The organism is Geobacillus zalihae (assembly GCF_030414215.1).
GTDB lineage: Bacteria > Bacillota > Bacilli > Bacillales > Anoxybacillaceae > Geobacillus > Geobacillus zalihae.
Window position 1 is genome coordinate 2,946,937 of sequence record NZ_CP129217.1, and the last position, 14,961, is coordinate 2,961,897.

The 14,961-nt window shown below is 53.8% G+C and carries 18 protein-coding genes; 6 read left to right on the forward strand and 12 right to left on the reverse strand.

All coding sequences use genetic code 11. The features are described from left to right. Positions 1 to 86 precede the first annotated feature (86 nt). Positions 87 to 1,082, forward strand: coding sequence for a potassium channel family protein (locus tag QWV57_RS14885; protein ID WP_301100027.1), 996 nt, complete (start codon positions 87 to 89; stop codon positions 1,080 to 1,082). On the opposite strand, the gene QWV57_RS14890 is transcribed toward QWV57_RS14885, so the two are convergent. The 3 genes from QWV57_RS14890 to QWV57_RS14900 form a co-directional block, all read right to left on the reverse strand. Further along, positions 1,079 to 1,483, reverse strand: coding sequence for a YugN-like family protein (locus tag QWV57_RS14890; protein ID WP_301100030.1), 405 nt, complete (start codon positions 1,481 to 1,483; stop codon positions 1,079 to 1,081). The genes QWV57_RS14885 and QWV57_RS14890 overlap by 4 nt on opposite strands. 277 nt (positions 1,484 to 1,760) lie before the next feature. Next, the gene (locus QWV57_RS14895) at positions 1,761 to 3,110 is read right to left on the reverse strand and encodes a glucose-6-phosphate isomerase (protein WP_011232395.1); all 1,350 of its coding nucleotides are present in this window, start codon (positions 3,108 to 3,110) and stop codon (positions 1,761 to 1,763) included. 514 nt (positions 3,111 to 3,624) lie between these two features. Then, positions 3,625 to 4,788: an iron-containing alcohol dehydrogenase gene (locus QWV57_RS14900; RefSeq protein ID WP_011232396.1), complete on the reverse strand. Its 1,164-nt coding sequence runs from the start codon at positions 4,786 to 4,788 to the stop codon at positions 3,625 to 3,627. 148 nt (positions 4,789 to 4,936) lie between these two features. Between QWV57_RS14900 and QWV57_RS14905 the strand changes: the two genes are divergently transcribed. Further along, complete coding sequence (locus QWV57_RS14905; RefSeq protein ID WP_011232397.1) at positions 4,937 to 5,170, forward strand: DUF378 domain-containing protein; 234 nt, start codon at positions 4,937 to 4,939, stop codon at positions 5,168 to 5,170. A 104-nt stretch (positions 5,171 to 5,274) separates the two neighbouring features. On the opposite strand, the gene yugI is transcribed toward QWV57_RS14905, so the two are convergent. The 4 genes from yugI to QWV57_RS14925 all read right to left on the reverse strand — a co-directional run bounded on the left by yugI (position 5,275) and on the right by QWV57_RS14925 (position 7,733). Next, positions 5,275 to 5,640, reverse strand: a complete 366-nt coding sequence (gene yugI / locus QWV57_RS14910) for a S1 domain-containing post-transcriptional regulator GSP13 (RefSeq protein WP_013144364.1) — start codon at positions 5,638 to 5,640, stop codon at positions 5,275 to 5,277. 105 nt (positions 5,641 to 5,745) lie between these two features. Further along, positions 5,746 to 6,918, reverse strand: coding sequence for an aminotransferase (locus QWV57_RS14915; protein ID WP_020756135.1), 1,173 nt, complete (start codon positions 6,916 to 6,918; stop codon positions 5,746 to 5,748). Then, complete coding sequence (locus QWV57_RS14920; RefSeq protein WP_013144362.1) at positions 6,915 to 7,415, reverse strand: Lrp/AsnC family transcriptional regulator; 501 nt, start codon at positions 7,413 to 7,415, stop codon at positions 6,915 to 6,917. The genes QWV57_RS14915 and QWV57_RS14920 overlap by 4 nt, the downstream gene beginning before the upstream one ends. 54 nt (positions 7,416 to 7,469) lie before the next feature. Next, positions 7,470 to 7,733, reverse strand: a complete 264-nt coding sequence (locus QWV57_RS14925; RefSeq protein WP_013524508.1) for a YugE family protein — start codon at positions 7,731 to 7,733, stop codon at positions 7,470 to 7,472. A 154-nt stretch (positions 7,734 to 7,887) separates the two neighbouring features. Between QWV57_RS14925 and QWV57_RS14930 the strand changes: the two genes are divergently transcribed. Further along, entirely contained in the window at positions 7,888 to 9,048 is a 1,161-nt protein-coding gene (locus QWV57_RS14930; RefSeq protein WP_301102117.1) for a MalY/PatB family protein, read from the forward strand. A gap of 245 nt (positions 9,049 to 9,293) precedes the next feature. Here QWV57_RS14930 and QWV57_RS14935 read toward each other — a convergent pair whose 3' ends face one another. The 3 genes from QWV57_RS14935 to kapD all read right to left on the reverse strand — a co-directional run bounded on the left by QWV57_RS14935 (position 9,294) and on the right by kapD (position 10,786). Further along, positions 9,294 to 9,818 (reverse strand): superoxide dismutase family protein, encoded by a 525-nt coding sequence (locus QWV57_RS14935; RefSeq protein WP_013524510.1) that lies wholly within the window; start codon positions 9,816 to 9,818, stop codon positions 9,294 to 9,296. A gap of 55 nt (positions 9,819 to 9,873) precedes the next feature. Beyond that, on the reverse strand, positions 9,874 to 10,089 hold the full coding sequence (locus QWV57_RS14940; protein WP_013144358.1) for a hypothetical protein: 216 nt from the start codon (positions 10,087 to 10,089) through the stop codon (positions 9,874 to 9,876). 76 nt (positions 10,090 to 10,165) lie between these two features. Then, positions 10,166 to 10,786 (reverse strand): 3'-5' exonuclease KapD, encoded by a 621-nt coding sequence (gene kapD, locus QWV57_RS14945; protein ID WP_033006327.1) that lies wholly within the window; start codon positions 10,784 to 10,786, stop codon positions 10,166 to 10,168. A 355-nt stretch (positions 10,787 to 11,141) separates the two neighbouring features. Between kapD and QWV57_RS14950 the strand changes: the two genes are divergently transcribed. From QWV57_RS14950 to QWV57_RS14960, 3 genes are all read left to right on the forward strand, one after another. Continuing rightward, positions 11,142 to 11,579, forward strand: coding sequence for a hypothetical protein (locus QWV57_RS14950; RefSeq protein ID WP_060788707.1), 438 nt, complete (start codon positions 11,142 to 11,144; stop codon positions 11,577 to 11,579). 20 nt (positions 11,580 to 11,599) lie between these two features. Continuing rightward, a complete protein-coding gene (locus QWV57_RS14955) occupies positions 11,600 to 12,922 on the forward strand; it encodes an ArsB/NhaD family transporter (protein ID WP_020756143.1) in 1,323 nt (440 codons plus the stop codon). Between the two features lie 120 nt (positions 12,923 to 13,042). Further along, complete coding sequence (locus tag QWV57_RS14960; protein WP_020756145.1) at positions 13,043 to 13,393, forward strand: YuzC family spore coat inner layer protein; 351 nt, start codon at positions 13,043 to 13,045, stop codon at positions 13,391 to 13,393. A gap of 331 nt (positions 13,394 to 13,724) precedes the next feature. On the opposite strand, the gene QWV57_RS14965 is transcribed toward QWV57_RS14960, so the two are convergent. After that, positions 13,725 to 13,901, reverse strand: coding sequence for a hypothetical protein (locus QWV57_RS14965; RefSeq protein WP_164978008.1), 177 nt, complete (start codon positions 13,899 to 13,901; stop codon positions 13,725 to 13,727). 21 nt (positions 13,902 to 13,922) lie between these two features. Next, complete coding sequence (locus QWV57_RS14970) at positions 13,923 to 14,582, reverse strand: hypothetical protein (RefSeq protein WP_236658908.1); 660 nt, start codon at positions 14,580 to 14,582, stop codon at positions 13,923 to 13,925. Positions 14,583 to 14,961 lie beyond the last annotated feature (379 nt).

A 14,961-nucleotide genomic window follows, 5' to 3' on the forward strand; every position in this document is an offset into this window, starting at 1 on the left:
TCCGTTTCCTAGTATGGGAAAAAACAGGAATGTTTATGCAAAAACGGCTCACACTAAAAAAGACAAAAACAAAAGAGGGGTGGACGATGAAAACAAGAAACGTGCTGTTATCGTATTGGCGCTGGCCGCCCGTGCTTCGCCTGTTTGTCTCGGCAAGCGCGTTGATCGTGCTGTTTGGCGCGCTGATGCGCTTCATTGAACCAGAGACGTTCCGCACGGTGTTCGACGGCGTGTGGTGGGCGATCGTGACGTCGGCGACAATCGGCTACGGCGACATCGCCCCGAAAACGGTCGCCGGAAAACTCGCGGCCATTGGGCTCATCGTCCTTGGCACCGGCATCCTCACTGCTTATTTCGCTTCCGTCTCCGCCGCGGCCGCCGCCCGGGAAACCGCTTTTACAAGCGGACAGCTCCGGTATACAGGGCGCGGCCATGCGGTGATCGTCGGCTGGAACGAGCGGGCGCGCGAGGTGCTGCTCCGCCTCGCGCGGCACGACGCCTCCATGCGCTTCGTTCTCATCGACGCCACTGTTCCGTCCCACCCGCTTCTGAACGCGCCGGTTCATTTCATTAAAGGAACGGCAAGCGACGATGCGGTGCTGGAGAAGGCCAATATTCAAGAAGCGCGTTTTTTGCTCATCACCGCCGATCCGCATAAAGCGGAAGCGGAAGCCGATAAAGATACGATTGTCACGCTGCTTGCCGCCAAAAGCCTCAACCCGTCGGTGTACGCCATCGTGGAAATCCTAACGGGCCGAAACGTCCAGAACGCCTTCCGCGCCGGGGCGGATGAGGTGATTCAGACAAACTTGCTGGCGAGTTTCGCCATGGCCGCCAGCCTTCGCTCGCCGGGCGCCGCCAGCGTGTGGGAGACGGCGCTTTACCGCCTGGACGGACAGACGCTCTGCCTTCTCGAGCCAGACGAACAGCAAATCGGCCAGCCATTCGCCGCCGTTCAACAGCAGCTGCTCAAGCAAAACGTGACGCTGCTTGGCGTCATCCATGGAGATCACGGAGCGATTTCCGTTGCACCGGACCGCCCGATTCAACCAAGCGACCGCCTGTTCGCGCTTGCCCCTTAATCGAGCAGGCGGCGCTCCAGTTCTTGGACAAGCGCCTTTCCGACGGAAATGTATCGCTCGGGTACGGTCGCATCCGGGTCTTGCGGCTCGGCAAACTGATTGAATGAGGCGCTGATGTTGCCGACATCGGCGAAATCATCGATGCCCCGTTGGTATTTATGCGCAAGCAAAAACGGCCGCCCAAGCTCCACCGTCGTTCCGTGCGAATCAAGCTGCCCGTCGACCGTCCGAAACGGCACGCGCAAAAACTGATAGCCCGCGTCATCGGCGATTTTGTAGTCGAAATAGCCGTGATCGTAGTCCCACCCGCCGCCGATTGTATATCCCATTGGTTTTAATTGCTCTTCCAAATGGTACAGTTGAAATTGTTTCCCTTCCAAACGCGATGGCATTTCAATCATGCACAATCCCTCCTTTCTTTTATCGTTTCCCGTTTGACGTGGATTATTTGTCCGCGGCAGCTTCAGACGCTTGGCGAAAAACGGCAGGGAGCAATAAACCCTCGTCCGGGCATTGTGAGGCCGGACGACCCGGTTCATGTATAACAAAACACCTCTTCCCCCGCAAAAGGGAAGAGGCGCTTTTTCCGTCGTTCCGTCCGCCGTTTCGGGCGCGACTCGGGTCGAGCCGCGAGTCATCTCCTCCGAGAAAACAGCGGCTTGGCGATGGAACACGTTGTTATTTCAACCGTTTCTCCAGTTCTTCCTTCAGCTGCTCATAGCCTGGTTTGCCGAGGAGGGCGAACATGTTCTTTTTGTATGCTTCCACTCCCGGTTGGTCAAATGGATTCACCCCGAGCAAGTAGCCGCTCATGGCGCATGCTTTTTCAAAGAAGTAGACGAGGTAGCCGAATGTATATTCATCGAGCTTCGGCAACGTGATGACCAAGTTCGGCACGCCGCCGTCCGTATGGGCGAGCAGCGTCCCTTCGAACGCTTTTGTGTTGACGAAATCAACCGTTTTTCCCGCCAAATAGTTCAGTCCGTCAAGGTCGTTTTCTTCGGCTTCAATGATCAGCTCATGACGCGGTTCTTCCAGCTTCAACACTGTTTCAAACAAATCGCGGCGCCCTTCTTGAATGTATTGGCCGAGCGAATGCAAATCGGTCGAGAAATCAGCGGAAGCCGGGTAAATGCCTTTTTGATCCTTCCCTTCGCTTTCGCCGAACAGCTGCTTCCACCATTCGGCGAAATAGTGCAGCGCTGGTTCGTAGTTGACGAGCAGCTCGATCGTTTTCCCTTTGTTGTACAAAATGTTGCGGATGGCGGCGTATTGGTAAGCGGCGTTTTCCTCAAGCTCCGAGGAGCTGAAATCGTCACGCGCTTTGGCCGCTCCTTCCATCATGGCGTTAATGTCCGCGCCGCTTGCGGCAATCGGCAGCAATCCGACCGCCGTCAGCACCGAGTAGCGGCCGCCGATGTCATCCGGAATGACAAACGTCTCGTACCCTTCCTCATTGGCGAGCGTCCGAAGCGCGCCGCGCTTGCTGTCCGTCGTCGCGTAAATGCGGCGGCGCGCTTCCTCTTTGCCGTATTTCTCCTCAAGCAGCTTGCGGAAAATGCGGAAGGCGATCGCCGGCTCGGTCGTCGTCCCCGATTTGGAAATGACGTTGATCGAGAAGTCTTTCCCTTCCAAGAAATCGATGACGTCTTTCATATACGTCGAGCTGATGTTGTTGCCGACAAAAATGATTTGCGGCGTTTTCCGCTTTTCTTTTGGCAAGGCGTTGTAAAACGAATGGTGCAGCATCTCGATCGCCGCCCGCGCGCCAAGGTACGAGCCGCCGATGCCGATGACGACAAGAACATCAGAGTCCGATTGGATTTTTTTCGCCGCCTCCTTGATGCGTGCGAATTCTTCTTTGTCATAGTCGACCGGCCAGTCAAGCCAGCCTAAAAAGTCGCTTCCAACACCGGTTTTTTCATGAAGCGAATGATGCGCGACTTTCACGGCATCACGCAAGTATGTAAGCTCATGTTCGCCAAAAAAGGCGAGCGCTTTGGAATAGTCAAAGCGAATGTGGGTCATCGATTTCCGCCTCCCCTTCAAGAATCATTGCCTTCTTTCACTTTAGCGGAATAAACAAGGGAAATCAAGCAGCCCACCTTTTTTGGAAACGGATTCATTTTTCGCCATGTTCGCCGCGCCGATTTCCTTGCGTGACACCTGGAGGGATGGTGATGCAACGAAAAAGACAGCTTATCCCAACCATTTTTCAATTAGAGAAACCTTGTGAAATCGGCTCTCTTTTCTGATGAAACGCCGCCGATTTGCGAACAAAACTCGTTTTTCACCCGCCTTCTAGAGGGCTCAGGCTGCTTGCCTCAAGAAACGTAATCAACGTTGTGCTTTTTCCTCATTCGAGAACCATGGATTCGGGCGAGGCGGCTGTTTTTCGCGCCCTCCTCCCTTTCCGCCGTCCTGCGGGATTGGGAGCGCACCCAGGCAAACCAAGAAAATAGGAAAAGCGCCAGCTCAGGCAGATTCCGTCGCCGAGCCGGCGCCATCATCGATTGATTCGCGAAACCGCCGCATCGCCTCATTACAGGGAAGCGCGCAAAATGGCGAGCACATCATCGCGGTTCAATGTTTTGAAACGGCCGAACTCGCCAAACGCCATCGCTTTATCGGCCATCAGCTCCAAGTTTTCCTCGCCGATGCCATAGTCCGCAAGCCGCGACGGCGCCCCGAGGCTCGACCAGAACTCACGCAGCCGCTCGATGCCTTCAAGCGCCACATCCCGCTCGGATTTGCCCGCCGGATCGACATCGAACACACGCACCGCGAGCTGGGCGAAACGGCTGACATTTTCATCGAGCACATGCTTCATCCAGTTCGGGAACAAAATCGCCAATCCCCCGGCGTGCGGGATGTCATACACGGCGGAAACGGCATGCTCAATATTGTGCGTCGCCCAGTCGCCGCGGACGCCCATTTGCAAGAAGCCGTTTAAGGCGATCGTGCCCGAGTACATGATCGTCTCGCGCAGCTCGTAGTTTTCCAAATCGTTGATCAGTTTGGGCGCCGTTTCGATCACGGTTTTCAACACCGCTTCACACATCCGGTCTTGCAATGGTGTGTTCGGCGTATGGTGGAAATATTGCTCAAACACATGCGACATCATATCGACAATGCCGTAAACCGTATGGTCTTTCGGAACGGTCATCGTATACGTCGGATCCAAAATCGAAAATTGCGGGAACGTAAACGGGCTGCCCCAGCCGTATTTTTCTTTCGTCTCCCAGTTTGTGATCACCGAACCAGAATTCATCTCCGACCCGGTCGCCGCCAGCGTCAAGACGACGCCAAACGGCAGGGCGCCGGTGACGGGCGCTTTTTTCGTGATAAACTCCCACGGATCGCCATCGAATTTCGCCCCGGCGGCGATCGCTTTCGTGCAGTCGATGACGCTGCCGCCGCCAACCGCCAGCAAAAATTCGACGCCTTCCCGCTTGCAAATGTCCACCCCTTTTCTTACGGTCGAGACGCGCGGGTTCGGTTCGACGCCTGGCAGTTCGATGACCTCGGCGCCAATGTTCCCCAATATCTTCATGACTTCCTCATACAATCCGTTTCGTTTGATGCTGCCGCCGCCATACACGAGCAGCACTTTCTTGCCGTAGCGCGGCACTTCTTCTTTGAGACGTTCGAGCTGCCCTTTTCCGAAAATCAGTTTCGTCGGGTTGCGGAAAATAAACTCTTGCATATGGATGCCCTCCTTTTCCTGAATCTATTATGGCAGCGCCTGCCACCGATTGTAAAGCCAACTGCTTTGGCGGCAAACGATGCATATTTTTCACGACTGCGATTCATCCTATAAGTTGAAAAGAAATTTTCCAAAGGAGGCAAACAAGATGGGAGCATTGCAGCGCATTGCGCTATTGTTGACCATTATCGGCGCCATTAACTGGGGACTGATCGGCTTTTTCCAATTTGACTTAGTCGCCGCCATTTTCGGCGGCCAAGACTCCGTTTGGTCGCGCATCATCTACAGCTTGGTCGGCATCGCCGGCTTGATCAACTTGGCGCTGCTGTTCAAACCGGCCGAAGAGCTTGGGCGCACTGAACCGAAAACATCGCGCACATGACGGAAAACCATTGGGACACTCACCGCCTGACGGTGGGTGTCTTATTTTTTTGCGCCTCTCCCGGCCTCAAAGCGTCATGGACTCTCACCGTTTGGGGCGCAGGGTTATGGTTTCGGCCAATTTTCTTTCTTGGACTGCTCAATCCATTCGCGCAGTTTTTCCTTCAACGGGCGAAACCCCGACTTGAGCGGCATTTTCATGCGCATATGGCGTTTTTCCTTTTCCCCGGCAGGTTCGAGCGCCTTTAGGGACAGGCTCGCCCTCCTCGCCTTTCGATCGACGTCCAACACCTTGACCGTCACTTCATCCCCGACATGGACGTAATCGCGCACATCTTTCACAAATTGATGGGAAATTTCAGAAATATGGATCAACCCTTGCATGCCGTCCTCAAGCTGGACGAACGCGCCATACGGCTGAATGCCCGTCACCTTCCCTTTCACGATCGCTCCTCGTTTGATCGTTGACAAGCGAAACACTCCTATTGATGAATTTCGTCTATGTTTCTGTATTATAACATAGACCGACAGCAAACCCCAAAAAAAGATGTCCCGCCGACGGCGGAACATCCCCAGTTACAGGCGCGCCAAAAACCGTTTCATTCGCTTAATGGCTTCTTGCAGCTGTTCGAGCGATGATGCGTATGAACAGCGGATATAGCCTTCCCCGCTTTGGCCGAAAACGTTGCCGGGGACAACCGCCACTTTTTCTTCGATGAGCAGCCGCTCAGCAAACTGCTCCGACGTCAAACCAGTCGGCTTGATGGACGGGAAAGCGTAAAACGCACCGCCCGGCAAATGGCACGGCAGCCCGATTTCATTGAGCGAGGCGACGAAATAGTTGCGCCGCCGCCGGTAGCTGTTGCGCATCTCGGCGACATCGCGCTCTCCGCTGCGAAGCGCCTCAAGCGCCCCATATTGCGCCATTGTCGGCGCGCACATCATGGCATACTGATGGATTTTCAACATCGCCTGCAAAATCTCGTCAGGCGCTGCCGCAAACCCGAGCCGCCATCCGGTCATCGCAAACCCTTTGGAAAAGCCGGAAATCAAAATCGTCCGCTCGCGCATGCCGCTAACAGCGGCCATGCTCGTGTACTCTCCTTCATACGTCAGCTCGGCGTAAATTTCATCGGCAATGACGAGCAAGTCGTGCGCCTCAGCCAGACGGGCGATCGCTTCAAGCTCCGTGCGGCTCTGCACCGTTCCGGTCGGGTTGTTCGGCGAGCAGATGATGACCGCCTTCGTCCGCTCGGTGATCGCCCGTTCAAGGTGCGCCGGATTGAGCTGAAACTTGTCTTCGCCAGACGTGCAAACGGCCACCGGCTTCCCGCCCGCGAGCACGACAAGCGGCTCGTAGGCGACAAAACTCGGTTCGACGATGATCACTTCATCGCCCGGGTTGATGATCGCCCTAAGCGCCAAGTCGATGGCTTGGCTCGCCCCGACCGTCACTAAAATTTCTGTCTCCGGACAGTAGTCGACATGAAACTTGCGGCGCAAATAAGCGGCGATTTCTTGGCGGAGCTCCAAGAGCCCGGCATTTGGGGTGTACGACGTATAGCCTTGCTCGAGCGACAAAATGCTCGCTTCGCGAATGCTCCAGGACGTGACAAAATCCGGCTCGCCGACGCCGAGCGAAATGACGCCATCCATGGTGGAAGCAAGGTCGAAAAAGCGGCGGATGCCGGATGGTTTCAAGCCCGCAACCGTTTCCGACACGTACGTTTTTCTCGTTTGCGGCTTCATGGCGACACCACGATGCGGCGATCTTGATCTCCTTGGTCAAAGACGATGCCATCGTGTTTGTATTTTTTCAAAATGAAATGGGTCGTCGTTGAAATGACAGAATCGAGCGTCGACAGTTTTTCCGATACAAATTGGGCGATTTCCGCCATCGAACGCCCTTCGATCACGACCGATAAGTCGTAGGCGCCGGACATTAAGTACACCGATTTCACTTCCGGGAATCGGTAAATGCGTTCCGCCACCTCGTCAAAGCCGACACCGCGCTTTGGGGTCACCTTGACGTCGATCATCGCCGTCACTCCCTCGCGGCCGTCCGCCTTCCGCCAGTCAATGAGCGCCGTATATTGGACGATCACTTTCGCCTCTTCTAACTTTTTGACGAGCGCTTCCGTTTCTTCGACCGGCAAATCGATCATCTTCGCCAGCACATCGATCGGCGTTCGTGCATCTTTTTCTAATATTTCGATAATTTCCAGCTCTTTTTCGCTCAATTTCACGCAGCATCCCTCCATTTCATCGGTCGGTTTCGCCAAACCGGCCGCCTGTCGTCATCACGGGAGCGGACAGGACGCCGCTTGCTTCAGCTCAAGCAGCCGGCGGGCGAGTTTTAGGCAGTGGGGAAAAGGAATCGGCTCGTCAAAGGCGAATTCATATATGGACTGAATGCGGGCGGCCAACGTGCGGGCGTCTTCCGTCTCATACACCGCCTGGAGCACGCTGGCCGCCTCGACGTCGTAGGCGTCTTTTCCAAGGCCAAACGGGTCCCAGGCGCCGATCCATTCAAGAAGAAGCCGATTCAACTGTTGTCCGTCCATGCCGCCGCCATCCACCTTCTTTCTTGATGCTATGATATAACCCATTATAAGCCATCGATTCGAAAAAAAGAAGGGAGAAGATGCAACAATGTTTCCATTCGATGAAGGGAAAGGACCGCATCGTTCGCGTGCTGAGAAAGGAGAAGGCGCGATCATGTTTCCGTTCGACCGCGTCATCGACCGCCGGGGCACGCTGGCGGTGAAATGGGATGACGTTCATCGCGTGTTCGGCCGCGAAGACGTATGGCCAATGTGGGTCGCCGATATGGATTTTCCCGCGCCGAAAGAAGTGCAAGAGGCGCTGCGGCAACGGGTGGAGCACGGCGTGTTCGGCTACACCGTCATTCCCGATTCACTCAAAGAAGCGGTGTGCCAATGGCTTGAACGCCGTCATGACTGGACGATCGATCCGTCTTGGCTCGTGTTTGCCCACGGCGTTGTGCCGGCGGTCGCCGCCGCCATCGAAGCGTTTTCCGAACCAGGGGATCGCATCATCGTTTTTTCCCCGGTCTACCGGCCGCTGTTTGATCTCGTCCGCCGTCATGACCGCGCGCTTCTGTTCAGTCCGCTGCGCCTTGAGGAAGACAACTATGCGATCGACTGGGACGACTTGGAGCGAAAGCTGCCCGATGCCAAACTTCTCATCCTTTGCCATCCACACAACCCGGGAGGCAAATCATGGACAAAAGAAGAACTCGAACGGCTGGGAGAACTTTGCCTCAAGCACGGCGTCTTCGTCCTGTCTGATGAAATCCACGCCGATTTGACGCTCCCGCCAGCCAAACACACGCCGTTTGCCTCGCTCCACCCAGAGCTGGCCGCGCAAAGCGCCACGTTCCGCGCGCCGACGAAAACGTTCAACCTCGCCGGCTTGCAGGCGGCGGAAGTCATCATTCCCGACGAATCGCGGCGCCGGGCGTTCCGCCGCGTCCAGCAGCGGCACGGCTTTTTTACGCTGAATGCGTTCGCCATCGTCGGAGCGGAAGCGGCCTACCGCCATGGCGGACCGTGGCTTGACGCCTTGCTTGATTACTTGCGGCAAAACATCGACATGACCGCTACCTATTTAGCGGAACACTTGCCGCCGCTCCGCGTGATCCGGCCGCAAGCGACGTATCTCGTTTGGATCGACTGCCGCGGCCTTGGCCTTTCCGAGGCGGAGCTGAAGCGTCGGCTCCTTGAAAAAGGAAAACTCGCCGTCGAATTCGGCAGCAAATTCGGTCCCGAAGGCGTCGGCTTCATCCGTTTGAATATCGCCTGCCCGCGCCCGACGCTGGAGGAAGGGCTGCGGCGGCTGGCGGCGGCGCTAGGCTAGCTTTGCGCCAAAGAAGAGCGGCCAAGCGGATGGCGAAAGGGAAAAGAAGCAGCGCCGAATCCGTTGCGGGGTTCCTCCATCCATGTAAACCAAAAGAGCAAATGAAGCCAAACGATCGTTCCTTTCCGTTCTCTGTTCTGCCAACCATGTGCAGCAGAAGCCGTGCGACCGCCAGTTTCTCGCATTTCCCATGCGAAGCGCTGCCCTGGCCACGTGAAACAGGGGCCCGCGCGCGAGCCCCTGTTTCACGACGACTTGATTTCCCCGCAGGCGATCCGTCCGCCGGCGTCTCCCGCCGGCTGGGTCATGCCGTCGTCTTTCTTGGCGTGAATGACAATCGATGTTCCGTCTTTTGTAAGCAGCGAGCCTTTCTCTCCTTCTTTCAGCGTCACATTGGGCGCCGTCAGCTCGACGTTGACCGTGCCGTCATCCTTCACAATAATGTTCGGCAAATCGCCGGCATGCGCCCCCTCCGGGTGTAAAAGGCCGTGCTTTTTCCCATCCGGATTGTAATGACCGCCGGCCGATTGGAAATCGGGGGGTTTGCAGCTTCCGTTTTCATGGATGTGAATGGCGTGCTCCCCCGGCGGGAGACCTTCTAGGTCAAGCTTCAGCCGCACCCCTTCCGCCTGTTCAGTCAACTCGATCGTACCGATCGAATCGCCGTCCGCATTGATCATCTCCACCGTCCGGCTCGTTCCATTCTCTTGGCCGCAGCCGGACAACACGAGCGCCGCAGCGAACACCACACCGTACGTTTTTCGCAACACGAACCACCCTCCAGCATCACTTGTTATCCGCCAGTATTGCCGGAGGGGGGCTCGTTTATACTCCGGGCGGCTCCTTCCGTTCCTCTCGTTTTCCAAGCAGCTGTTCTTCGAGTTGCTTCGCTTCCCTCTCTTGCCGCCGGGAGATAACGATGATGAGCCGCATCGTGAACACCGCCATCAAGAAAAAGACAGCAAACGAAATGGCTGCGGGAATGTATTCACGTTTGTCTTCCGGAAAGTACAAAAATAAATTCAGCACCGATGGCCACATAAGGAAACAACCTTTCTGCCTAAAAAATCGTCCACTTTCTATTATAACATAAAAAAGCCGCCGCCAACGCAGCAGGCTATAAAGCGAATTTTTTTCGCAGCTGGGTCAAATCAATCCGTTCTCCAATCGTCGGTGGCTTTGTCTTCGCCAAATATTTTTTGTCGTTTTCCACCAGCCGGAAAATCGTATACGCGGTGAACGCATCATCGAGCGCGCAATGGGCTTTTCCAACCGCCTCATTGCCGTACTCTTGCACCGCCTTGCGCAGCGCGGTTTGGTTTTTGTTGCCGAAAAACCGCTTATACTCCATGGCTAAATCACGATGCTCTCCAGTGAATGGGAATTCCACTTGCGCGGATTGGCAGTTTTCCCGGAGCACTTTCATATCCATGCTCCCCCACGTCATCACCGTCGTCGGGCGGTCGCGGTCATATTGCCGAAGCAAGGAAACCAACTCATAAAAACTCATTCCGCGGTCGATTTGTTCTTGGGTGATGTTGAGAAACGACTTGCACCGTTCCGTGAGTTGCGGAAAGCGGAGCGGCTTCACATAGGAAGAAAATTGGCCGATGATCTGATCGTCCACAACCGCGACAAGGCCGACTTCAATAATTTCCGGACAAAACCCGTTCGGGTTTGTTTTCGTCTCCGGCATCGTAAATTCAAAATCGAGAAACAAATATTGCGGGCTGTCCATCGTCGCTTCCCCCCTTTCCGGCACGTTGCTGCCGTCCGTCTTACTATTATTATATCACGCAGAAGCGATTGTTTATTTCTTTTTTCAGAAAATGGCGAAAAAGAGGCGGATGACGGAGGAATCAACGACAGCCTTGGTGAAAAAGAAGAAGGGCGGATGGACGCTTCTCATTCAAGCCAATCGTTTTTAAGATCGGCGAAAAACAATCATTTCCCCTAAACCGATGGTTCTTGAGTGAAGAGAAGAGCAGCATTTATAAGGTTGATCCATTGAAAAAAATGCGATGATTGAGCCGCATTTCCTGTTAAACCACCAGCCTTCTATGATATGATCAAGAAAAAGGAGGGTGGATGGGATGAAAAATGTCGTGATTCATCAGATTGTCACATGGATCTTCACCGAAGACCAACTGCGGGCGTATTGGAAAAAACAGAAGAAGAACCTTCCGTTCAGCGGGCTGACGGACCGCCAGTACATGAAACTGGCTGAAGACATGCTTGAACATTCCTCACACAGCCAGCTCGAGCAGCACTTGCTCGGCGGCAGGTGGCGTACGAAGGAGGAAGCGGAAGGAGCCATCCTCGCCGAAGACGAATCGCGCGATGACAGACATGTCGAGGTCATTGACACCGACGCCCCGGCTGAACCGAAACGGCGGATGCTGATCGATCGGGTACGCGAAATTCCTTGTCCGCATTGTTCCTTTACGTTTTACGTCCGTGAAGCCTCGAGCGAGCGCCGCGACTGGACATGCCCAGCGTGTGGGAGCGGTTTTCACGACATGACGACATAACTGGAAAAGGAGGAGTACAAATGGATCATGCTGCCGCACATGTGTCAAACGTTCAATATTATTTTGCCATTGCGGTTTTCTTGATTACATACGCGATGATCATCTCGGAAAAAATTCACCGCGCGGTCATCGCCTTGCTGGGCGCCGCTCTTATGGTCATCTTCGGCATCGTCGATGCAGAGAAAGCGTTTACTCACCATATTGAATGGGGAACGATCACACTGCTGATCGGCATGATGATTTTAGTCGGCATTACAAGCAAGTCCGGCTTTTTTCAATACATGGCCATTAAAGCAGCCAAGCTCGCAAAAGGCAGCCCGGTCCGCATTTTAATCATGCTTTCACTGTTGACCGGACTGCTGTCGGCGTTTTTGGACAACGTTACGACCGTGCTGCTTGTCGTGCCGGTGACGTTCTCCATTACGCGCATACTTCAAGTGAACCCGGTGCCGTACTTAATCTCCGAAGTGCTGTTGTCGAACATCGGCGGCACGGCAACATTGATCGGCGACCCGCCAAACATTATGATCGGCTCGGCGAACAAGCATTTAGATTTCAACGCCTTTTTGTTCAACCTAACACCGATCGTCGCGGTGATCGCCATCGTCACGGTCGCGATGCTCGCGTTTGTGTACCGCAAGCAGCTGAAAGCCGATCCAACGTTGATTCAAAAGCTGATGGAGCTTCGCGATGCCGACTACATTCAAGACGCCAAACTGATGCGCAAATCGGTCGCCGTGCTCGGGCTGACCATCCTTGGCTTTATTCTTCATTCCGTCATTCATGTCGATGCGGCCGTCATCGCCATGACCGGGGCGGTCGCGCTCATGCTCATCGCCGTGCCGGAGCACGAAATCGAGGATGTCTTCCATTCGATCGAATGGGGCACGATTTTCTTTTTCGCTGGACTGTTCGTCTTGGTCGGCGGGCTTGTTGACATCGGCCTGATCAAATCATTGGCGGAAAAAACGCTTGAGATCACCGGAGGCGATATTTCCACAGCCGCCTATTTCATCCTTTGGTTGTCCGGCATCGCTTCGGCGACGATCGACAACATTCCGTTTGTCGCCACGATGATCCCGCTCATTCAAGATATGGCGGTCGGCATGGGGCTGTCTCCTGACGCTCCGCAAATTGACGTGCTGTGGTGGGCCTTGTCGCTCGGCGCCTGCCTCGGCGGGAACGGGACGCTCATCGGCGCCTCGGCGAACGTCATTGTCGCCGGCATCGCTTCGCGCGAAGGACATGGCTTTACGTACGTTGATTTTTTGAAAATCGGCGCGCCGCTCACGCTCATCGCCTTGCTTTTGTCGCATGCCTATTTATGGCTGCGCTATTTGTAGCGTCCCACCTGCGCAATGCATAAAGAAGGAGCGAAATCGCCGCTTGGCTTCGCTCCTTTTTGGCTGTTTGCACATATCGTAATATCGGATTCCATTTTCGGAAAGGAGGCGCAAGCAGCCATGTTCACCCCGTTCCCGCGGATGCCGGCCGGCCCGTACCCTCCGATCGACCCGGCGCTCTTTTCCCAGTCCGCCACTACGGCGCAGACGCTGATGAACGATGCTGCCACCGTTTTGAAAAAACTGGCCGAGTCCCGTTCGTTCGCGGCCTCGGTCATGTCGGCCGCCCAAGAAGGAAAAACGGAAGAAGTGAAACGCCTCATCCGCTCGCTTGGCATCCGCTCGCAAACCGAGGTGTATTTTAACCCCGACGGCATCCGCCTGACGTTGTCGCCGCCGCCCGGTTCGTTCCCGTGCTGCCAGCTTGCCATCGGCTTGCGCTGGAACGTGTTTTCGCCTTTTCACGGATAGCCTTCGCCATCGCGGCGGCGGGCGAAAAGGAAAAAACGGCCGTCAAGCAGCCTTCTCTCTTCGCATTCGCCGCTTTGGCGGCTGCCAACATCTGTTCACGACGGTCGCATCCGGCGCGACAGCGCCGCTTCCAGACGATGCACGGCGCTGGAAGCGGTGTTGTCGTTGGCGCCTTGCTGGGCCAGAAGCTCCTTTCACACCAAAACGGTTCTCGCCGCCGACCTTCGTGAACCAAAAAAAGACAGCGATCGTCCCATCGCCGTCTGGCTCCTAAACAAACTTGCCGGGCACCAACGCCCGGCGTCCCCTTCCATTCACTTTGCGCATCCGCTCACCTAGGTCGATAAATGAGATCCCCGACAATGATCGTGATCAACGAAATCAACATCGTCATCTTGACCACCTTATAGTCTAGAAAGCGCAGCACTTGTTCTTCAAACATGTAGACGAAAAAGAATATGACCATCAGCACGGCGAGAGCTAAGACAAATCTTTTTTTTCGATTCATGGACAATAGATTCTCCTTCTATCAGAATGTATCCAATACATTGCCCGTCGTTTTGATCATATCGTCGGAAATAAATACTTTTTTCAGATTGGTGCGCTTGCTGTCGCTATAGACAAAGTGATACGCGTCATATATATACTGATCATAATAATCACTGTAATATCGTATGATTTTCACTGTTGTCCAGTATGGTTTTAGATTAATATATTCCCCTGCCAATGTACAAATCGAAGCAATGGTTGTTGCCGCTCCAGGGCCAAACGTATATCCAGCTAATGTAGCGATAGCAGTTAATCCTGTTTTTAATACACTGCTTACAAATTTAGCGGTATCGTTATCAAAAGAATAATATCTAGTTCCGATAACCGTTCCATCTCCTGGGTTAGGGATCACTTGAGGCTTCACTTGGTTGCTGTTTAAAATAAAAGCATGTGATGTATTCAATAATTCTGAATCAATCACTTTCTTCGCAATGATCATTTTTTCAGGTGTAATCATACTGTTAGAGGAATTAATAATAATTTCAACTCCTTTATACGAAGTTCTATATATATCTTCCACTGTTGTTAATGCTTCCTCTTTTCCCTCCTGATCTGATTGTGTTTCAGCGCCTGCTATTGAAACATTAAATGGTATAAAAAATAAACTCATAGCAATGATCAAATAAAGTATTTTCCTCATCAATCATTCCCCCAATGATTAACTAATGTTTCTTGACTATAATGCATCCATATAGCCATGAAAAAAGGTGTTCATACAGAAGTCATTACTTTAAAGTGCATGTATATAGAGAACGGAACAAACAGACGAATAGCGGAATGACGTGAACAAGCAGCGAAAGGCCAATAAACGTTGTGGGAATCCCAAGGTTGTAAAAATATCGAATGCTTTCATTTTTCTCAATCAGCCAATATCCAAGGCCAACAGAAACGGCAGACATGCAAACAACACTAAAGAGGATTTGTCGAACCGATCGGCAGATGACCGTCAAGCAAACGACGACCAACAAATAGAGAGTCCAAAAGATATAATCCGGATATTCGTCCTTTTTCATGTTTAT